The following is a 17,626-nucleotide window of genomic DNA, read 5'->3' as shown; positions in this document are numbered from 1 at the left end:
CAGCGCTGCGGCATCCGCGCGCGGACATTACCGAGCGGCGTCGTCCCCCACGCGGGTCAGTTCCGTGGGGGTGGAGCGGCGCATGAAGCACGTCAGCACGAGGACGATCGCCGCGATCACCGTGGCGGTGACGAATGCCGCGTGGACGCCGGGGATGGAATCGGTCACGGTGGTGCCGTCGGCCTGTCCATGAATCACGGTGCCGGCCTGCAGGACGCCCACGAGCAACGCCGTGCCCGCGCCGCCGGCCACCTGTTGCAACGTGGACAGCGTCGCGGAACCGTGCGAGTACAACTGCGGCGGCAGCGGGTTCAGCCCGGAGGTGAACGCGGGCGTGAAGATCAGCGCGAGCCCCACGGACATGGAGATCTGCAGAGTCACGATCCACCACACGGGGGTGTCGGACTGTAACCGGGAGAAGCCGAACATCACGAGGGTCAGCAGTGCGGCACCGGGAACAGCCAGGGGGCGGGGGCCGAACGCGTCGAACAACCGACCCACGAGCGGTCCCAGCAGGCCCATGATGAGCCCACCGGGCAGCAGGATCAGGCCGGTCTGCAGGGTGTCCAGCCCGCGGCCCGTCTGCAGGTAGAGGGGCAACACGATCACACCGCCGAACAACGCCATCATGCCGAGCGCGAGCACCGCCACGGAGACCGTGAAGTCCCGGTGCCGGAACGTGCGCAGGTCCAGGAACGGTTGGTCCTTGCGCTGCAACCGGATCTGCCGCCACACGAACAGGGCCACGAGGACCACGCCCAGCGCGAGCACGGTGGCACCGCCGGCGGTCGTGGAAAGCCAGCCGGACTCGGCGCCGGCGTGGGAACCGGCGGCCCCCACCACGGACAGGCCCTGGACCAGGGAACCGAAGCCCAGCACGGACAGCACCACGGACAGCAGGTCCAGTGTGAGGCTCCCGCGCTCGCTCACGTCCCGCAACCGCAGCAGGCCGATCACCAGGGCCAGCAGGACGATGGGCAGTACGAACCAGAACACCGTGCGCCACGGGAAGTGCGCCAGGATCAACCCGGATAGCGTGGGACCCAGGGCGGGGGCCACCGAGATCACGATGGACACGTTGCCCATCACCACCCCGCGGCGCTGCTGGGGGACGAGCATGAGGATGGTGGTCATCAGCAGCGGGAGCATGATCGCCGAGCCGAAGGCCTGAATCACGCGCGCGGCGATCAGCACCCCGAAACTCGGGGACAGCGCGGCCAGCAGGGTCCCGGCCGCGAAACTGCCCATGGCCAGGGCGAAGACCGCGCGGGTACTGAAGCGTTGTAGCAGGAACCCGGTGGTGGGGATCACCACGGCCATCGTGAGCATGAAGGACGTAGTCACCCACTGCACTGTGGCGGCGTCCACGTGCAGGTCTCCCATGATGTGGGGCAGCGCCACGTTCAGGACGGTCTCGTTGAGGATCACCACGAACGCGGCCACGAGCAGCACCGCAATGGTCCCGGTGGTGCCCTGGGGGGCGAGCGTGCGTGGTTCGGCCGGAGCGGCAGAGGACATGGAGAGGTTCCCAGCGTTGGAGCGGACGGGGTCGGGCGGGCCTTCCGGGGCCGGGCCCCTGTAAGGGTAACGGTCACAGACGAGCGCGTGCACATGCGCATCGGGAGCGCTCCGCCAGGCCCGCGGCACGCCCGCGGGTGGTGTACTGGTCGGTCCGTCGAGCACTCGAGCGCGACACCGGCCGGACGTCCACGTCGGATTCATGCCCGGCCCGAACGGGGGTCACCCTTCGTTATCCTGAAGGACGTGGTGATTCAGCAACGCGTGGTGGTGGTGGGAGTGGGCCCCAGAGGCCTGTCCGTGGTGGAACGGCTCGCGGCGCACTCCGCGGCCCACGGGATCCGCGTCCACGTGGACCTGGTGGATCCTTTCCCTCCCGGACCGGGGCACGTGTGGCGCACCGACCAGTCGGAGCTGTTCCTCATGAACACCCCTTCTCTTTTCCCCACCGTGATCGCCGCCGACGGCGCATTGGCAGTCCCCGCGCTGGAGCCCCTGCGGGGGGTGAGCTTCGAACGGTGGCGCCGCGGCGTCGTCGCCGGGGAGATCACCCCGGTGAGCCCGCTCACGGACGAGCAACGCGACCAACTCGCGCGGCTGACCCCGCAGGGGTACCCGCCGCGCGCCACGTACGGGCGCTACCTCGCGTGGGTCTTCGCGACCCTGCGGGAGAACCTGCCGCGCACCGTGGAGCTCACGGTGCACCGCGCCGAGGCCGTGGACGCGTGGGTCAGGACGGACGGGCGTCATCGCTACTCCGTGGAGCTCGCGGGCGGTGTGGTGCTGCCCGCGGACGCTGTCGTGCTCGCGCTGGGCCACCTGGACGCGCACCTGCGTCCGTCCCAGAAGGAACTCGTGGACGGCGCCGCCGAACACGGACTGACGTACTGGCCGCCCACCGTGCCCGCGGACGCCGCGTGGCCCGATCTACCGCACGGCGAGACGGTGCTCGTGCGGGGCATGGGCCTGAACTTCTGCGACGCGCTCGCCCAGCTCACCGAGGGGCGGGGAGGCCGCTTCACGACCGATCTGGACAACCCTGAACGGTTGGTGTACCACCCCTCCGGACGGGAACCGAAGATCGTGGCGGGCTCGCGTCGCGGAACGCCGTACCGGGCGAAGCCGCGGCTCCGGGGGTACTACGCGGCGTCGTTGCAGACCCGCTTCTTCACCGTGGACGCGGTGCGCCACGTTGCGGCCTCGAGCCCCGGCGAGCTGTCCTTCGACCGGCAACTCGGACCCCTGATCCGCAAGGACGCCGTGTGGAACTACTACGTGGTGCTCGCGCGCACGGCACCGGACGCGTTCCTGGGGGACCCCCGGGCGTTCCTGGACCGGCTGGATGAAATCCTCACGGATCGCACGGACGTGAACTGGGCGCGCAAGAGCGATGCGCTGATCTCGGACTCGGTGGTCCCCGGGCGGCAACTGCAGCAGGCCCGGCTCGCTCGGCCCTTCGAGGACGTGAGCTTCGCCAGCCACGACGAGTACGCGGCCGCCGTGGTGCACTACCTGGACCGGGACGTCCACGGGTCCCTGCAGGGTGAGGACGATCCCGTCAAAATGGCGATCGCGTCCCTCAATGCCGCGCGCAGCGTGCTCAAGTGCGTCCTTGCGGAGATCGGCATCTCGGACTCGTCCTGGGTCCACGAGCTGCAGCGCGAGTTCGAACCCTTCGTGGAGGGGCTGGCCTCCGGACCGCCCGTGCTGCGGATCCAGCAGCTCGCCGCGCTGACCCGCGCAGGGATCGTGCGGTTCCTGGGTCCCGAACCGCGCTTCGTGGTGGACCGCTCCGAGGGTTACTTCGTGGCCGCGTCCCCGTGGGTCGAGGCGGCACCCGTGCGCTCACGGTGGATGATCGAGGCCATGTCCCCGAGCAACGACGTCCACCGCAACATCTCCCCGCTGCTCACGCACATGCACGAGCGCGGCCTGGTGCGCGCGAAACTCATGGAGACGCGCGACGGCGCGAGCCCCGAGACGAGCACGGGTCTGGACGTCTCGCGCGAGCGTCCGCGGGGTGCCCACGACGACGACGCCGCGGCCGGCTCGTTCGTCTACCGCGCCGTGGGGGACAAAGACGCGGTGGAACCCGGCATCCACGTGATCGGTCTGCAACTGTCCTCGGTGCAGTGGGGTGTGTCGATCGCGGCCGAGGCCGGTGCACCGGCCCACCTGGGTGCCCGGACCATCGCGGACGCGGACGCCATCGCCCGGGAGATCCTGGGGGAGCCGCGCGCGCGGCAGTGATCCGGTCCGGGCGGCGTCATACGGGGAGTGACCGTGCGCGGAGCAACCGCGCGCCATGGGACCGGGACGGGTGTGGCTCGGGCCGACACCGCCGGGATCACGTCGAACCATGCGGGTCCCACCACTACCGCGCCGCCGGCTCAGCCCAGGACGGTGCGGGCGGTGCGTTCGTCGGTGACGAGGTGGGACACGTACCCGGCCCGCAGTGCCGCGCGTAGGACCGGGGTCTTCGCCGCGCCGCCGACCACGCAGATCCGGATCTCCTTGTGCCGCAGGGAGTCCAGGGGGATGGCCACGGTGCGGGCGTCGAGCTCGGGCACGGCGGGGTTGCCGGCGTCGTCAATGAAGTGCGAACACAGGTCACCCACCGCGCGCTGCGCGACCCCTTCCCGCTCCTCGGTGGTCAGGTAGTCGCGTGCGAGCAGGGGTGCGTCCCGTCCGGCGGAGCCCACGGTGAACACCGCCACCCGGGCGCTGCGGCCCAAGTCCAGGACGTACTCGATGTGCCGGTCCTGCGCCACGAGGCGTTTGACCTCGGGGCTGTCGAAGAGCGCCGGGAGGGGCAGCGTGTGGGGGTAGGCGTTGAACGCGGTGCAGAACATCCGCACGGTCTCGAAGTGCCCCGCCGCCGGTGAGGCCAGGCTGCTGCCGCCTTTGAGCTGGACCATGTGCACGCCGCTACGCGGTTGGGGGGTCAGCGCCTGGGCCACGGCGCGCATGGTGCGACCCCACGTGATCCCCACGAGATCGCCGTCGGCCACATTCTCCTCGAGCATGCGCGCCCCGGCGACACCCAGGTTGTGCAGCAACTCGTGCTCGGTCTCCGCATCGGCCACCACGGTGGCCTGGGCGAGCCCGAACGCCGAGCACAGCTCGCGCCCCACGTCCGTGGACACCGTGCGGGGGTCCCGGATCTCGATGCTCACGAACCCGCGCTCGCGCGCGTGCTGCAGCAGTTTGGACACCGTGGGGCGAGACATGGCCAGTGTCCGGGCCACCTCCGCCTGGGACAGGCCGCGTTCGTGGTAGAGCCGGGCCGCCTCCAGGGACTGGACGTCCCGCGCGGTCAGGTCCACGACGGCGCTCCGGTCACCGGCCGTGCAGCCACGTCACAGCCCCATGATCACGCCGACGAGCGCGGCGTTGAGCATGTTCGTGAGGAACCCACCGAGCAGGGCGAACAAGCCCAGCTGGGCCACGTCCGCGCGTCGGTCCGGGGCCAGCCCGCCGATGGAACCGATCTGGATCGCGATCGAGGACAGGTTGGCGAAGCCCGCGAGCGCGAACGTGGTGATCAGCACGGACTGGGGATCCAGGTTGGGGATCTCCGGGCCGAACGCGGTGTAGCCCACGAACTCGTTGAGGATGGTCTTCTGGCCGATGAAGTTGCCCACCTGTGCGGCGTCGTGCCACGGCACGCCCAGGGCCCACGCGAGCGGCGCGAAGATGATCCCGAAGAGCCCCTCGAGGGACCAGCCCTCGAAACCGAAGAGTGAGCCGACCCAGCCGAGCACGGCGGAGACCAAGGCGATCAGCGCGATGAACGCGATCAGCAGGCAGCCCACGATCACGGCGATCCGGCCGCCGCTGATGGCGCCGTTGCCGATCGCGTCGATCAGGTTCTTGGACTCGGTGTCCCGGACCTTCAGCGTGTTCACGGAGGCCACGGAGGTCTCGGTCTCGGGCATGAGGGCCTTGGCCACGAGCAGGGAACCGGGGGCGTTCATCACAGACGCGGCGAGCAAATAGGGCAGCGGTGCGCCCAGCAGGGAGTACCCCACGAGGGTCGATCCGGCCACGGCGGCGAACCCACCGGTCATACAAGCGAACAGTTCGGAGCGGGTGAGCTTGCTCAGGTACGGCTTGATCATGAGCGGTGCCTCGCTCTGGCCCAGGAAGATCACGGTGGACGCGAACACGGACTCGATCTTGGACGTGCCCATGATCTTGTTCAGCGTCGTGCCCAACACGTGCACGAAGATCTGGATGACCCGCAGGTAGTACAACGCACCGATCACGGCACCCAGGAAGATGATCACGGGCAGCACACTGAGCGCGAACACGAACCCGTTGTTGTCACTGAGCAGCCCGCCGAAGACGAACTGCGTGCCCTCGTTCGTGAATCCGATCAGTCCCTGGACCAGACCGGAGAACCATTTCAGGGCCTCGTAGCCCGGACCCCACTTGAGGATCAGCAGCGCCACGCCCACCTGCAACAGCAGTCCCACCGCCAGGGTGCGCCACTTGATCGCGGTGCGGTGGCGGGATAGGAGAATGATGATGCCCAGGATGAGGACGATCCCCACCAGGCCCTGGAAACGGTCCACGGTGACCCCAGCTTTCGACTTCCGGCGCCGCGACGGGATCCGCCGCGGCGCGAACATTTGTCAAAACTATAATTGACAAATTTTCCGATACGCCGCCTAGGATTGCAGGACAGGTCGTGTCCTGGGACGCCCGGCGCCGACACGACACCGTGCCGCAGCTACACGAGGGAGTGATCACGGTGGTTGAAGCGTTCGACGCCGTCGACGTCATCCGCATGAAACGGAACCGCGAGACGCTGTCCCCCGAGGCCATCGACTGGGTGATCGACGCCTACACGCGCGGCGTGGTCGCGGACGAGCAGATGTCCGCGCTGGCCATGGCGATCTTCCTCAACGGGATGGACCGAGCGGAGATCTCGCACTGGACCCAGGCCATGATCGATTCGGGCGAGCGCATGAATTTCGGGGAGCTGTCCCGCCCCACGGCGGACAAGCACTCCACGGGTGGCGTGGGGGACAAGATCACGCTGCCGCTCGCCCCGCTCGTCGCGAGCTTCGGGGTGGCCGTCCCGCAGCTGTCCGGGCGGGGGCTCGGGCACACCGGTGGGACCCTGGACAAGATGGAGGCCATCCCCGGGTGGCGTGCGGATCTGAGCAACGCCGAGATGATGGACATCCTGGACACCGTAGGCGCGGTGATCTGCGCCGCCGGAACCGGCCTGGCCCCCGCGGACAAGAAGCTCTACGCGCTGCGTGACACCACCTCCACCGTGGAGTGCATCCCGCTGATCGCCTCCTCGATCATGTCCAAGAAGATCGCCGAGGGCACCGGAGCCCTGGTCCTAGACGTCAAGACCGGCCCGGGCGCGTTCATGAAGGCGGAGGAGGACGCTCGCGAACTCGCGCGCACCATGGTCGAGCTCGGCAAGGACCACGGCGTGGACACCGTGGCCCTGCTCACCGACATGTCCCGCCCGCTGGGGCGCACCGTGGGCAACGCCCTGGAGGTGCGCGAATCGGTCGAGGTGCTGGCCGGGGGTGGCCCGAGCGACGTCGTGCGCCTGACCGTGGCGTTGGCCCGCGAGATGCTCGCGGCGGCCGGCGTGCACGACGCGGACGTCGAGGAGGCCCTGCGCGACGGCCGCGCGATGGACACGTGGAAGCGCATGGTCGCCGCCCAGGGCGGGGACCCGGACGCCCAGCTGCCGCAGGCGGAGCACACGCAGGACGTGCTGGCCGAGACCTCGGGCGTGCTCATCGAGATGGACGCGATGTCCGTGGGCGTGGCGTCCTGGCGACTGGGTGCTGGCCGCGCCCGGCAGGGCGACCCCGTCCAGGCCGGCGCCGGCGTGGAGATCCACGCGGTGCCCGGCGAGCGCGTGAGTAAGGGCCAGAAGCTGTTCACCCTGCACACCGACACCCCCGACCGCTTCGAGCGCGCGCTCGAGTCCCTCCACGGCGGCGCCACGATCGACCCAGATGCCGCCGAGGGCACCGGGGCGCGCGACGACGTCGTGCTGGATCGCATCGCCTGACCCACCGTCCGACCGCAACGACGACGCTCGGGGACCGGGCGTCGTCGCCCCACCGTGGTGCATTGTCACCGCGCCGCACCACCCCCGCGAGGAGAACCGCATGATCACCCGTGAAGAACTGGCCGCCATGGTCGACCACACCCTGCTCAAGCCCGAGTCCACCGCCGATCAAGTCGCCGAGCTCGCCCGGGAGGCGGGTGAACTCGGGACGTACTCCATCTGTGTCTCCCCGTCCCGGCTGGACGTGGACCTGCCCGAGGGTGTCAAGCTCGCGACCGTGTGCGGCTTCCCGTCCGGCGCGCACCCCGCCCAGGTCAAGGCCGCGGAGGCAGCCGTGTCCGTGGCGAACGGCGCGGACGAGGTGGACATGGTCATCAACCTGGGCCTCGCCGTCGCGGGGGCCTGGGACGGCGTGCGCGACGACATCGAGGCCGTGCGCGCGGCGTGCCCCGCGCCCGCGGTGCTCAAGGTGATCATCGAGTCCGCGGCCCTGACCGACGATCAGATCGTGGCCGCGTGCCGCGAGGCCGAGGCCGCCGGCGCGGACTTCGTCAAGACGTCCACGGGCTTCCACCCCGCGGGCGGGGCGTCGGTCGAGGCGGTGCGCCTCATGGCCGAGACCGTGGGCGGGCGCCTGGGCGTGAAGGCCTCCGGCGGGATCCGCACGACCGAGGCCGCGCTGGCCATGATCGATGCCGGCGCCACGCGCCTCGGGCTGTCCGGGACCCGCGCGGTGCTCGAGGGGCTCGATTCCTGATGAGCGATCAGCTGCTCGAGCGGGTGCGGCAGTGGGTCGAGCACGACCCCGATCCCGCGACCCGCAACGAACTCACCGAGCTGTCGAACGCCGCCGCCTCCGGTGACGAGCCCGCGCTCGCCGAGCTCGACTCGCGCTTCTCCGGACCGCTCGTGTTCGGCACCGCCGGGCTGCGCGCGGCCGTGGGCGCGGGGGAATCGCGGATGAACCGCGCGGTCGTGATCCGCGCGAGCGCCGGGCTCGCCTCCTTCCTCACGGAGCGCGCGGGGCCCGCGCCCCTGGTCGTGGTCGGGTGCGATGCGCGCCACGGTTCCGAGGACTTCGCCGCCGACGCCGCTGCGGTCTTCTCCGCCGCCGGATGCCGGGCCGTGCGGTTGCCGTCCCGGCTGCCCACCCCGCTCGTGGCCTACGCCGTGCGACAACTGGGCGCGGACGCCGGCGTCATGGTCACCGCGTCCCACAACCCGCCCGCGGACAACGGGTACAAGGTCTACCTGGGCGGTCGCGCGGTGGGCTCCGACGACGAGCGCGGCGTGCAGATCGTGCCCCCGGACGACGCCCTGATCGCTGAGCACATGGCCGCCGCCCCTCCCGCGGATCGCGTTCCCCGGGACTCCTCGCGTGTTTCAGCCGCCGACGCCGATCTGGTCGCCGGCTACATCGAACGCGCCGGGTGCCTGCGCGACCCCGAGGCCCGTTCCGAGATCTCCATCGCGCTGACCCCCATGCACGGCGTGGGCCTGGACACCGCGCTCGCCGTACTGCGTGGCGCCGGTTTCGAGCGGGTCTCCGTGGTGGCCGAACAGGCCGAGCCGGATCCCGACTTCCCGACCGTGGCCTTTCCCAATCCGGAGGAACCCGGGGCCATGGACCTGCTCGTGGCACTCGCAGCGGACCAGGACGCGGACGTCGCGATCGCCCTGGACCCGGACGCGGACCGCTGCGCCGTCGCCATCCCCACGGGCGCGGGCACGGGCGATCCCGCACGTGACTGGCGGCGACTGAGCGGCGACGAGCTCGGCGCGTTGCTGGGGGAGAACGCCGCAGCGGATCCCGATCGCGCGGGGGACACCCTCGCGTGCTCGATCGTCTCCGGGCGGTTGCTCGGGCGGATCGCCGAGCACCACGGGCTCTCGTTCCGTCAGACCCTCACGGGGTTCAAGTGGATCGCCCGCACCCCCGGGCTGCGTTTCGGGTACGAGGAAGCCATCGGCTATTGCACCGATCCCAGCGCCGTGCGTGACAAGGACGGGATCTCCACGGCCGTGCGGGTGGCCTCCTACGTGGCCGCTCTCAAGGACCGGGGCGCCACGGTGCAGCAGGAACTGGACCGGCTCGCCACGCTCCACGGGCTCTACGCGACCGCGCCGTTGACGTTCCGGGTGGCGGATCTCTCGCTCATCACCCGCGGGCTGGACCGGTTGCGGGAGAACCCGCCGCGGGAGATCGCGGGCTCGTCCGTGGTCGAGTACACGGATCTGTCCAAGGGCGGGCCCGAGATGCTGCCCACCGAGGGGATCCTCATCCGCACCGAGGCCGATGACCGCGTGATCGTGCGGCCCTCCGGGACCGAGCCCAAGCTCAAGTGCTACCTCGAGGTCGTCCTCCCGGTTCCCGAGGGCGGTGCCGTTCCCCGCGAGGAGGCCGCGGCGCGGCTCGAGCGGATCAGTGAACAGCTGCGGGAGGTCGTGGGGCTCTGAGCTCCGCGCCCGGGCTGCACTTCGGGAACCGCTGAGTGGTTCACCTGGTGACGAGGGTCGCGTAGGCCACGAGATTCTCGTCGAAGGTGCCGGTGGCGGGGTCGTAGCGGTCGCACGTGATGAGCCGCAGTTGCGGGTCCGCCGTGTTCCCGTAGACGCGCATCGTGGGGAAGGCGTCCTTGGCGTAGCGTTCCGCGTGCGTAACCCGGAACTGGGCTTGCGTGCCATCTGCACGTTGCACGCGGATCTCGTCCCCCGGCGTCAGGACGGGCAGGTCCGCGAAGACGCCTGGCCCACCGCCCGTGGCGTTCACGTGGCCCAGCACCACGCCCGGTCCCATCTGCCCCGGTGTCGGCGGGGCCTCCGGGCATCGCCATGTGCGAGGACACGAACTGGCCGCACGCGATGGGCACGTCCGTGGCCAGGGGTAGCGCGGGGTTCATCGGGTTCACGGCACCCGCGGCCGCGGGTGTGAGCGCCAGAGCCCCCAGGGTGAGAGTGGGAAGGGCGAGGAGAGCGGACCTCTTCTTGACGATGGCCTTTTGGGCGGATGGGTGCGGGGCCCAGCTGTGAGGCAAATCACAGACTACTGTCTATTTCGGAGGCGGCCAGGATCCATGCAAACGACAAACTTTTTTTGACGTGGGGCGACCTCGGTGGGCCGCCGTGTGCTCCGCCGCGCGCCCCATGAACCCGAGGGCTGGTGGGGCGACTGATCCGTGCCAGTAGGGCCGGACATACGAAGGCCCCGGATTCCTGACGGAACAGGAATCCGGGGCCTTTGAACTGGGCGGAAGGTAAGGGATTTGAACCCTTGGTACGGGGTTACCGCACACTGGTTTTCAAGACCAGCTCCTTAGGCCGCTCGGACAACCTTCCAGTGTCGCGCGCTCCCGCGGTGGCGCGGGCGAACGAATCGCCATTATTCCATGCGCCGCGCCCGGGGGGCCAATGCCCTCGGCGCGGTGCAGGGAGGGAGGGGTGCGGTGGTGCGCCCCTGGCGCGGGTGATGCCGCTGCGGGAGAATGGGGTACAACGCCGTCGTCAGAGAAGGAAGTGCCATGCGAGCAGTACGCGATGTCCGATCGGGGGGGCCGGAGGTCCTCGAGGCCGCGGAGACCGCCGAGCCACAGCTGACCCCAGAGGGGGTCCTGATCGCCGTGACCGCCGCGGGGCTCAATCGCGCGGACGTCCTGCAGCGCAACGGCAACTACCCCGTCCCGCCGGACGCCACGGACATCTTTGGCCTGGAGGTGTCGGGCACGGTCGTGGAACTCGGGGCGGACGTCCCGGAGGCGGCGGGTCTCGCGGTGGGCGACAGCGTCGTCGCCCTGGTGGACTCGGGCGGCTACGCCGAACGCGTGGTCGCGCCGTGGCGGCAGGTCCTCCCGCTGCCCGACGGTGTGGACCCGGTCGCCGCGGCGGGGCTGCCCGAGGTGGCAGCGACCGTGTACTCCAACGTGTTCATGGCCGCCGCGGCCCGGGAGGGGGAAACCCTGCTCGTCCACGGCGGAGCGGGCGGGATCGGGACGCACGCGATCCAGGTGGCCCGCGCCCTGGGGCTCACGGTGCTGGCGACCGTGGGCAGTGACGAGAAGATGCACGTCGTGAGCGAACTCGGCGCCACGCCCATCAACTACAAGGACGAGGACTTCGTGGAGCGGGTCCACGAACTCACGGACGGCCACGGCGCGGACGTGATCCTGGACGTCGTCGGCGCCAAGTACCTCGAGCCCAACCTCCGGGCCGCGGCGACGAACGGGCGCATCGTGATCATCGGGATGCAGGGCGGGATCAAGGGCGAACTCAACGTGGGACGGTTGCTCAACAAGCGGGCCGCGGTGATCGGTACGACCCTGCGGGCACGCCCGGCGGACGAGAAGGCGCGGATCATGACGGCGGTGGGCGAATACGTGTGGCCGCTCGTGGCGTCCGGACAGGTGCGCCCCCTGGTCGCGCGCACGTTCCCGCTCGACCAGGTGCGTGAAGCGCACGAGTACTTCGACAGCGGATCGCACGTGGGCAAGGTGCTGCTGACCGTGTGATCGGGGTGCCCGAGACAGGGTGCCAATGCCGGGACAATGTGGTCCCGCTCGCATACACTCGTGCCAACAATCTCACGCTTCTGCCAGCGTGTTGGCACGAGATCCGGAGCCTTCCCCATGAGCACCACACATCAGCAATCGGCGGGCGCACCCCGGCCCGCGGGCGAGGGTCGCACCGACCTTCCCCCCAATCACGTGGACCCCGAGGTCCTGGAACACGAGCAGACTCGCTGGACCCCGCTGCGGATCGTGATCTGGGTGGGCATCGCCCTGCTGGGCGCGATCGCATGGGCCATGATCGCGTTCGCGCGTGGTGAGTCCATCAACGCCATCTGGTTCGTCTTCGCGGCGGTGTGCAGCTACTTCATCGCGTACCGCTTCTACTCCAAGTTCATCGAACGGAAGCTGACCCGCCCGGACGACCGTCGCGCTACGCCGGCGGAGTACAACGCCAACGGTAAGGACTTCATGCCCACCGACCGGCGGGTGCTCTACGGCCACCACTTCGCGGCCATCGCCGGTGCGGGCCCGCTCGTGGGGCCGGTGTTGGCCGCCCAGATGGGCTACCTCCCCGGGACCATCTGGATCATCGTGGGCGTCATCCTGGCCGGTGCGGTCCAGGACTACCTGGTGCTCTTCTTCTCCATGCGCCGCGGTGGCCGTTCCCTGGGTCAGATGGCCCGTGAGGAGCTCGGCGTGGTGGGCGGGTACGCCGCCATCATCGCGACCTTGGCGATCATGATCATCATCGTGGCCATCCTCGCGCTCGTGGTGGTCAATGCCCTGGGCGAGTCGCCGTGGGGTGTGTTCTCCGTGGGGATGACGATCCCCATCGCGCTGTTCATGGGTGTCTACCTGCGGTACTTGCGCCCGGGCAAGGTCATGGAGGTCTCGATCATCGGGTTCGTCCTGCTCATGGCCGCGATCGTTACCGGTGGCTGGGTCGCGGGCACGGACCTCGGCGCCCAATTGTTCACCCTGGACCGCGTGACCCTCGCGTGGTGCGTGATCGTCTACGGTTTCATCGCGGCCGTGCTACCCGTGTGGTTGCTGCTGTCCCCGCGCGACTACCTCTCCACGTTCATGAAGGTGGGCACCATCGTGCTGCTCGCGGCCGCCATCGTGGTGGTGCGCCCGGAGATCACAGTCCCCGCGGTCAGCGAGTTCGCGGGCCGTTCGGACGGGCCCGTGTTCTCCGGTTCTCTGTTCCCGTTCCTGTTTGTGACCATCGCGTGCGGTGCGCTCTCCGGGTTCCACGCCCTGATCGCATCCGGGACCACGCCCAAGATGATCGAGAAGGAACGCCAGACCCGGTTCATCGGGTACGGCGGCATGCTCATGGAGTCCTTCGTGGCCATCATGGCGCTCGTGGCGGCGGTGTCGATCGACCGCGGCATCTACTTCGCGATGAACTCCTCCCCGGCGGCCACCATGGGCACCGTGGAGGGCGCCGCGGCGTTCGTGAACTCGCTGGGTCTCTCCGGCGTGCACGTGACCCCGGAACTGCTGCAGGGCACCGCGGACGCCGTGGGCGAAGAGACCATCATCTCCCGCACGGGTGGCGCACCCACCCTCGCGCTCGGGCTGTCGCACATCATGCACCAGTGGCTCGGCGGGGCCTCCATGATGAGCTTCTGGTACCACTTCGCGATCATGTTCGAGGCCCTGTTCATCCTCACCGCGGTGGACGCCGGCACGCGCGTGGCCCGCTTCATGCTCACCGACACCCTGGGCAACTTCATCCCCAAGTTCCGCGACGCCGATTGGCGCGCGGGTGCGTGGCTCACCACGGCCATCATGGTCGCCGGCTGGGGATCCATCCTGATCCTGGGCGTCACGGACCCGCTGGGCGGTATCAACACGTTCTTCCCGCTGTTCGGCATTGCCAACCAGCTGCTCGCGGCCATCGCGCTCGCGGTGTGTCTGGCCATAGCGGCCAACCTGCACCGCTTCAAGTACCTGTGGATCATCCTGCTGCCGCTCGCATTCGACGTCCTGGTTACCGTCACGGGGTCCTGGCAGAAGATCTTCTCCCCGGACCCCAAGGTGGGCTACTGGGCCAACCACTTCGCGTTCAAGGACGCACTGGCCCAGGGACAGACGAGCTTCGGGACCGCCAAGAACGTGGAGGCCATGGAAGCGGTCGTGCGCAACACGTTCGTGCAGGGCACCCTGTCCATCCTCTTCGTGGTGCTCACGATCATCGTGGTGATCATGGCCGTCGTGGAGGCCGTCAAGGCGTTGCGCGGGCACGAGCGCCGCACGCACGAGGACCCCTATGTGGAGTCCCGCTTCTACGCGCCGTCGGGCCTGGGAGCCACACCCTCCGAGAAGGCCCTGGCCAAGCAATGGGACGCGCTGCCGATCGAGCAGCGCACCCCCACCGGCGGGGGACACCACTGATGTCGGGCGCGGCGCAGATCCCGGTGCTCGCCCGCGTCGGCTCGTGGTGGCGCGGCGCGTTGCGCTTCGGCAACGGGGTGCTCGGTGCGGACAAGTACGAGCACTACGTGCAGTACCACCGGGCCTCGGGGTGCGGGACGCCGCTCATGACGGAACGCGAATTCTGGCGGGACTACCAGGACTGGCAGGAGGCGCACCCCGAGGGCCGTTGCTGCTGAAGCGGTACCATGGACTGCTGCCCGCGGGTGGCGGATCGGAAAGGGGTATCGGTGGGTTTCTTCAGCGACTACAGGGCCACGCGCCGCGACGAACGTGAACTGGGCGAGGGCGTCTGGCGCCGGGCCCACGACCGCTTCAAGCGCGGCCTGGACCGCTACCACCAGATCCTGGAATCCGTGCGCGACCCCGAACTGCGCGCCGCCGCCGTGCCGGTGGCCAACGACCTCGCGGACCTATTGCCCAGGGTGCGCGCCGTGTGCATGGAAGCGCACGTGCGCGCCCCATCGCGCTCGCAGGACATCCCGCACTCCACGGACGGTTACCTCTCGGACGTGCACCGGCAGCTCTCCCGGGCCGGCAATTCCATGGCTCAGGCCGCGGAGGCGCTCACCATGGCGCGGTTCGCCGCGGGTTCCCATGCCCATTCGTCCGCGTCGGGTGTGGCGGGGGAGGGGACGTCGGGTCTCGTGGGTGAGCCAGGTTCCGGGGGCGACGCCGCTGGGTCCCCCGAGCAGCTCTCGGCACCATCGCAGGGTGTGAGCGCCATCCAGCGCCGCTCAACGGTCGTGACGGAGTACGTAACTGCGGCGGAGCGGCTGCTCGGTGAGCATGCGGAGCACTCGCCGGAGGATTGAGGGCCCCACCGGGTAACGGGTGTGTGACCGGATCCGTTACGTCTCTCGGGATGGTTGACGTTCCCCTGGGTGGTTGACGTTCACGTCGGATGAGCGGTGCCTCAGAGGTATTGCACCCTCAGCGCACCCGATGCCCGCAGGCAACAAATGTGGGTGTGGACGGTGGCGTCTCAGGCTCGGGAGGGGCTCCGGGGGTTCCCCTTGCCCGTCGGTCGTGGATCTCGGCCGATTGAAGGAACCCCCGGGGCGCCATGGTGTCCCCTGTCCTGGATCATTGGGCAGCCAGAGCCACAACGTCCTGACACATATGTTATGGAACAGCGTTGTGTTTAGGAAGTGTTGCGCGAAATCGTTGCCAATATGTCACCGGCGTAAGGACCCACAGGCCTGAAACCACAGATGCCGGCCGGCGGAGGGTGGGTGACAGGGGCCGGCCGCACTAGACAGGGAGCGGGCGCGGAAATGACGATCCCCGCCCTCCGCGCAGCAGGTCCTGCCGGGGAGAACGGGGATGGTCCATGGAGCCGCCTGCCGGAATCGAACCGGCGACCTATTCATTACGAGTGAATCGCTCTACCGACTGAGCTAAGGCGGCGTGACCGGGACCATTGCGGCCCAGATGCACCCGGAAACAGTATCAGATCGGGCCGGAACACCACCAATCACGGATCACCCGGGTACAGGGGCCGGTGGTCGCGTGGATGGCACCCGGCGGCGGGCCTCAGTCACCGCACGTGGCACCCTCGTCCGGCAGGGTGCCGTCCAGGAGGTAGTCGTCCACGGCGCGGGTCACGCAGGGGTTGCCGGAGGTGTAGGCGGTGTGCCCGTACCCCTCGTGGGTGAGCAGACGGGCGTCGCCCATCTGCTGCTGCAGGGAATGGGCCCACGGGTACGGGGTGGCGGGATCGTGGGTCGTGCCGATCACCAGGGTGGGAGTCTCCAGATCCGCCCGATACGTGTCCAAGGGCTTGACGGGCTTGTCCGGCCAGCCCTGGCACGCGGCCGCACCATAACCCAGGTAGGGACCGAACGTGGGGGCCTGCTGGGTCATCTCACGGGCCGCCCGGGCCATCTGTTCGTCCGTGACGTCGTTGGACACCGTGTCCAGGCAGGAGACCGCCGTGAACGCCATGGACACGTTGGACGTGTATTTCCCGGAGGGTTCACGCCCATGGTTGGAGTCGGAGAACGCCATGAGCGCGTCCAGGTTGCCGTCCAGGGCCTGCTGCAGGGCGGAGTTCAGCTGCGGGTACGAGGCGGTCGAGTAGAGGGGGACCAGGATCCCCTCGATCGCATTGGTCGGCGTCACGGAGCGTCCGTCCGAGACCGTGGGGCGGTCCTGGGCCACCGAGCGCAACATGCGCTGGATGGTGGCCATCCCCGCGTCCACGTCCGCGCCGGCCACGGCGCAGTCGTTGTTCGTCTCCTGGCAGTCGGCCACGAAGTGGCGCAGGTTGTCCTCGAAGCCCTTGGCCTGCGCGAGCGTGGTGGCGCGATCGTCCAGGGTGGGGTCCACGGCGCCGTCCAACACCATGCGCCCGGCACGCTGGGGGAACAGGTGCGCGTACGTGGCGCCGATCTCGGTGCCGTAGGAGAACCCCAGGTAGTGGGTCGTGGGTTGGTCCAGGACGGCGCGCAGGACGTCCAGGTCCCGGGCCACGCTCTGGGTGTCCATGTGGGAGACCACGGCCGAGGAGTGCTCGTGGCACTTCTCACCGATCTGCCGGGAGCTCTGCCGCACCTCGTCCAGGGACTGCCGGCGCGGGTCGAAGGCCGGTTCGGAACGCCACTGGTCCATCTCCCGATCCGTGAGACAGCGGATCCCGTCCGAACGGTCCACACCGCGGGGGTCGAACCCCACGAGGTCGTACTTCCTGCGCACCTCCTTGGCCGTGAAGTAGTCTGCGGAGCCCATCATGTCCACGCCGGATCCGCCCGGACCGCCGGGGTTGAGGAACAGGGCACCCACGGGGGAGGAACCGGTGGCCTTCAACCGGGCGATCTCCACGGTGGTGTCACCGGCGGAGGGGTTCGCGTAGTCCACGGGGACCGTGATGCCCGCGCACTCCAGACCGCTCGGGAACTGTTGCCGTTCGGAGGTCTTGGTGCACTCCCGCCACTGCGGCGTCTGGGTGTAGTAGGACGTCAGCGCGGAGTCCACGCCGGAGGTGACATCCGGGTCCGCGCTGCCCCGGGCGTCGGTCTCCCGGGAGGGATCGGCGCACGCGGTCAGGGCCAGCGCGGCGGTGCACAGCAGGACGGCCAGGCGGCGGGGGAGGGAACGGTTCACGGGGTCC

The 17,626-nt window shown here is 69.5% G+C and carries 13 protein-coding genes and 2 tRNA genes; 8 read left to right on the top strand and 7 right to left on the bottom strand.

Going from position 1 to position 17,626, the window contains the following annotated elements:
• Positions 1–27: 27 nt before the first annotated feature.
• Positions 28–1,518 carry an MDR family MFS transporter gene (locus tag ACW9PK_RS03130; RefSeq protein WP_144998954.1) on the bottom strand — a complete coding sequence of 497 codons (1,491 nt, stop codon included), beginning with the start codon at positions 1,516–1,518 and terminating at the stop codon, positions 28–30.
• A gap of 246 nt (positions 1,519–1,764) precedes the next feature.
• Between ACW9PK_RS03130 and ACW9PK_RS03125 the strand changes: the two genes are divergently transcribed.
• Positions 1,765–3,768, top strand: coding sequence for an FAD/NAD(P)-binding protein (locus ACW9PK_RS03125; RefSeq protein ID WP_457016436.1), 2,004 nt, complete (start codon positions 1,765–1,767; stop codon positions 3,766–3,768).
• 140 nt (positions 3,769–3,908) lie between these two features.
• Here ACW9PK_RS03125 and ACW9PK_RS03120 read toward each other — a convergent pair whose 3' ends face one another.
• Complete coding sequence (locus ACW9PK_RS03120; RefSeq protein ID WP_457016434.1) at positions 3,909–4,844, bottom strand: sugar-binding transcriptional regulator; 936 nt, start codon at positions 4,842–4,844, stop codon at positions 3,909–3,911.
• A 33-nt stretch (positions 4,845–4,877) separates the two neighbouring features.
• The gene (locus tag ACW9PK_RS03115) at positions 4,878–6,152 is read right to left on the bottom strand and encodes a NupC/NupG family nucleoside CNT transporter (protein WP_457016432.1); all 1,275 of its coding nucleotides are present in this window, start codon (positions 6,150–6,152) and stop codon (positions 4,878–4,880) included.
• A 122-nt stretch (positions 6,153–6,274) separates the two neighbouring features.
• Between ACW9PK_RS03115 and ACW9PK_RS03110 the strand changes: the two genes are divergently transcribed.
• The 3 genes from ACW9PK_RS03110 to ACW9PK_RS03100 all read left to right on the top strand — a co-directional run bounded on the left by ACW9PK_RS03110 (position 6,275) and on the right by ACW9PK_RS03100 (position 10,027).
• Complete coding sequence (locus ACW9PK_RS03110) at positions 6,275–7,570, top strand: thymidine phosphorylase (RefSeq protein ID WP_144998988.1); 1,296 nt, start codon at positions 6,275–6,277, stop codon at positions 7,568–7,570.
• Positions 7,571–7,670: 100 nt separating this feature from the next.
• A complete protein-coding gene (gene deoC / locus ACW9PK_RS03105) occupies positions 7,671–8,327 on the top strand; it encodes a deoxyribose-phosphate aldolase (RefSeq protein WP_085108293.1) in 657 nt (218 codons plus the stop codon).
• Positions 8,327–10,027 carry a phospho-sugar mutase gene (locus tag ACW9PK_RS03100; protein WP_457016430.1) on the top strand — a complete coding sequence of 567 codons (1,701 nt, stop codon included), beginning with the start codon at positions 8,327–8,329 and terminating at the stop codon, positions 10,025–10,027. Before deoC ends, ACW9PK_RS03100 begins: the two co-directional genes overlap by 1 nt.
• A 40-nt stretch (positions 10,028–10,067) precedes the next feature.
• On the opposite strand, the gene ACW9PK_RS03095 is transcribed toward ACW9PK_RS03100, so the two are convergent.
• Together ACW9PK_RS03095 and ACW9PK_RS03090 are read right to left on the bottom strand one after the other, a co-directional pair.
• Positions 10,068–10,367, bottom strand: a complete 300-nt coding sequence (locus tag ACW9PK_RS03095) for a sortase domain-containing protein (RefSeq protein ID WP_144998960.1) — start codon at positions 10,365–10,367, stop codon at positions 10,068–10,070.
• A gap of 451 nt (positions 10,368–10,818) precedes the next feature.
• Positions 10,819–10,906: transfer RNA gene (locus tag ACW9PK_RS03090), tRNA-Ser, on the bottom strand.
• A gap of 182 nt (positions 10,907–11,088) precedes the next feature.
• On the opposite strand from ACW9PK_RS03090, the gene ACW9PK_RS03085 reads away from it, so the two are divergent.
• From ACW9PK_RS03085 to ACW9PK_RS03070, 4 genes are all read left to right on the top strand, one after another.
• A complete protein-coding gene (locus tag ACW9PK_RS03085) occupies positions 11,089–12,072 on the top strand; it encodes an NAD(P)H-quinone oxidoreductase (protein ID WP_457016427.1) in 984 nt (327 codons plus the stop codon).
• Positions 12,073–12,189: 117 nt separating this feature from the next.
• A complete protein-coding gene (locus tag ACW9PK_RS03080) occupies positions 12,190–14,475 on the top strand; it encodes a carbon starvation CstA family protein (protein WP_457016425.1) in 2,286 nt (761 codons plus the stop codon).
• Positions 14,475–14,693 (top strand): YbdD/YjiX family protein, encoded by a 219-nt coding sequence (locus tag ACW9PK_RS03075; protein ID WP_064846287.1) that lies wholly within the window; start codon positions 14,475–14,477, stop codon positions 14,691–14,693. The genes ACW9PK_RS03080 and ACW9PK_RS03075 overlap by 1 nt, the downstream gene beginning before the upstream one ends.
• Positions 14,694–14,744: 51 nt before the next feature.
• Positions 14,745–15,329, top strand: a complete 585-nt coding sequence (locus tag ACW9PK_RS03070; RefSeq protein ID WP_457016423.1) for a hypothetical protein — start codon at positions 14,745–14,747, stop codon at positions 15,327–15,329.
• A 519-nt stretch (positions 15,330–15,848) separates the two neighbouring features.
• Here the strand turns inward: ACW9PK_RS03070 and ACW9PK_RS03065 are convergent.
• Both ACW9PK_RS03065 and ACW9PK_RS03060 read right to left on the bottom strand, forming a co-directional pair.
• Positions 15,849–15,924: transfer RNA gene (locus ACW9PK_RS03065), tRNA-Thr, on the bottom strand.
• A 126-nt stretch (positions 15,925–16,050) separates the two neighbouring features.
• The gene (locus tag ACW9PK_RS03060) at positions 16,051–17,619 is read right to left on the bottom strand and encodes an alpha/beta hydrolase (RefSeq protein ID WP_457016421.1); all 1,569 of its coding nucleotides are present in this window, start codon (positions 17,617–17,619) and stop codon (positions 16,051–16,053) included.
• Positions 17,620–17,626: the final 7 nt, after the last annotated feature.

The organism is Kocuria sp. MNB10, from assembly GCF_054073685.1.
This window is presented reverse-complemented; position numbering and strand designations above follow the sequence as displayed.

Excerpts from the sequence above, each read along its gene's own strand:
- ACW9PK_RS03130 (WP_144998954.1), bottom strand. The coding sequence starts at position 1,518 with ATGTCCTCTGCCGCTCCGGCCGAACCACGCACGCTCGCCCCCCAGGGC.
- ACW9PK_RS03115 (WP_457016432.1), bottom strand. The coding sequence starts at position 6,152 with ATGTTCGCGCCGCGGCGGATCCCGTCGCGGCGCCGGAAGTCGAAAGCT.
- deoC (WP_085108293.1), top strand. The coding sequence starts at position 7,671 with ATGATCACCCGTGAAGAACTGGCCGCCATGGTCGACCACACCCTGCTC.
- ACW9PK_RS03100 (WP_457016430.1), top strand. The coding sequence starts at position 8,327 with ATGAGCGATCAGCTGCTCGAGCGGGTGCGGCAGTGGGTCGAGCACGAC.
- ACW9PK_RS03095 (WP_144998960.1), bottom strand. The coding sequence starts at position 10,367 with ATGGGACCGGGCGTGGTGCTGGGCCACGTGAACGCCACGGGCGGTGGG.
- ACW9PK_RS03085 (WP_457016427.1), top strand. The coding sequence starts at position 11,089 with ATGCGAGCAGTACGCGATGTCCGATCGGGGGGGCCGGAGGTCCTCGAG.
- ACW9PK_RS03080 (WP_457016425.1), top strand. The coding sequence starts at position 12,190 with ATGAGCACCACACATCAGCAATCGGCGGGCGCACCCCGGCCCGCGGGC.
- ACW9PK_RS03075 (WP_064846287.1), top strand. The coding sequence starts at position 14,475 with ATGTCGGGCGCGGCGCAGATCCCGGTGCTCGCCCGCGTCGGCTCGTGG.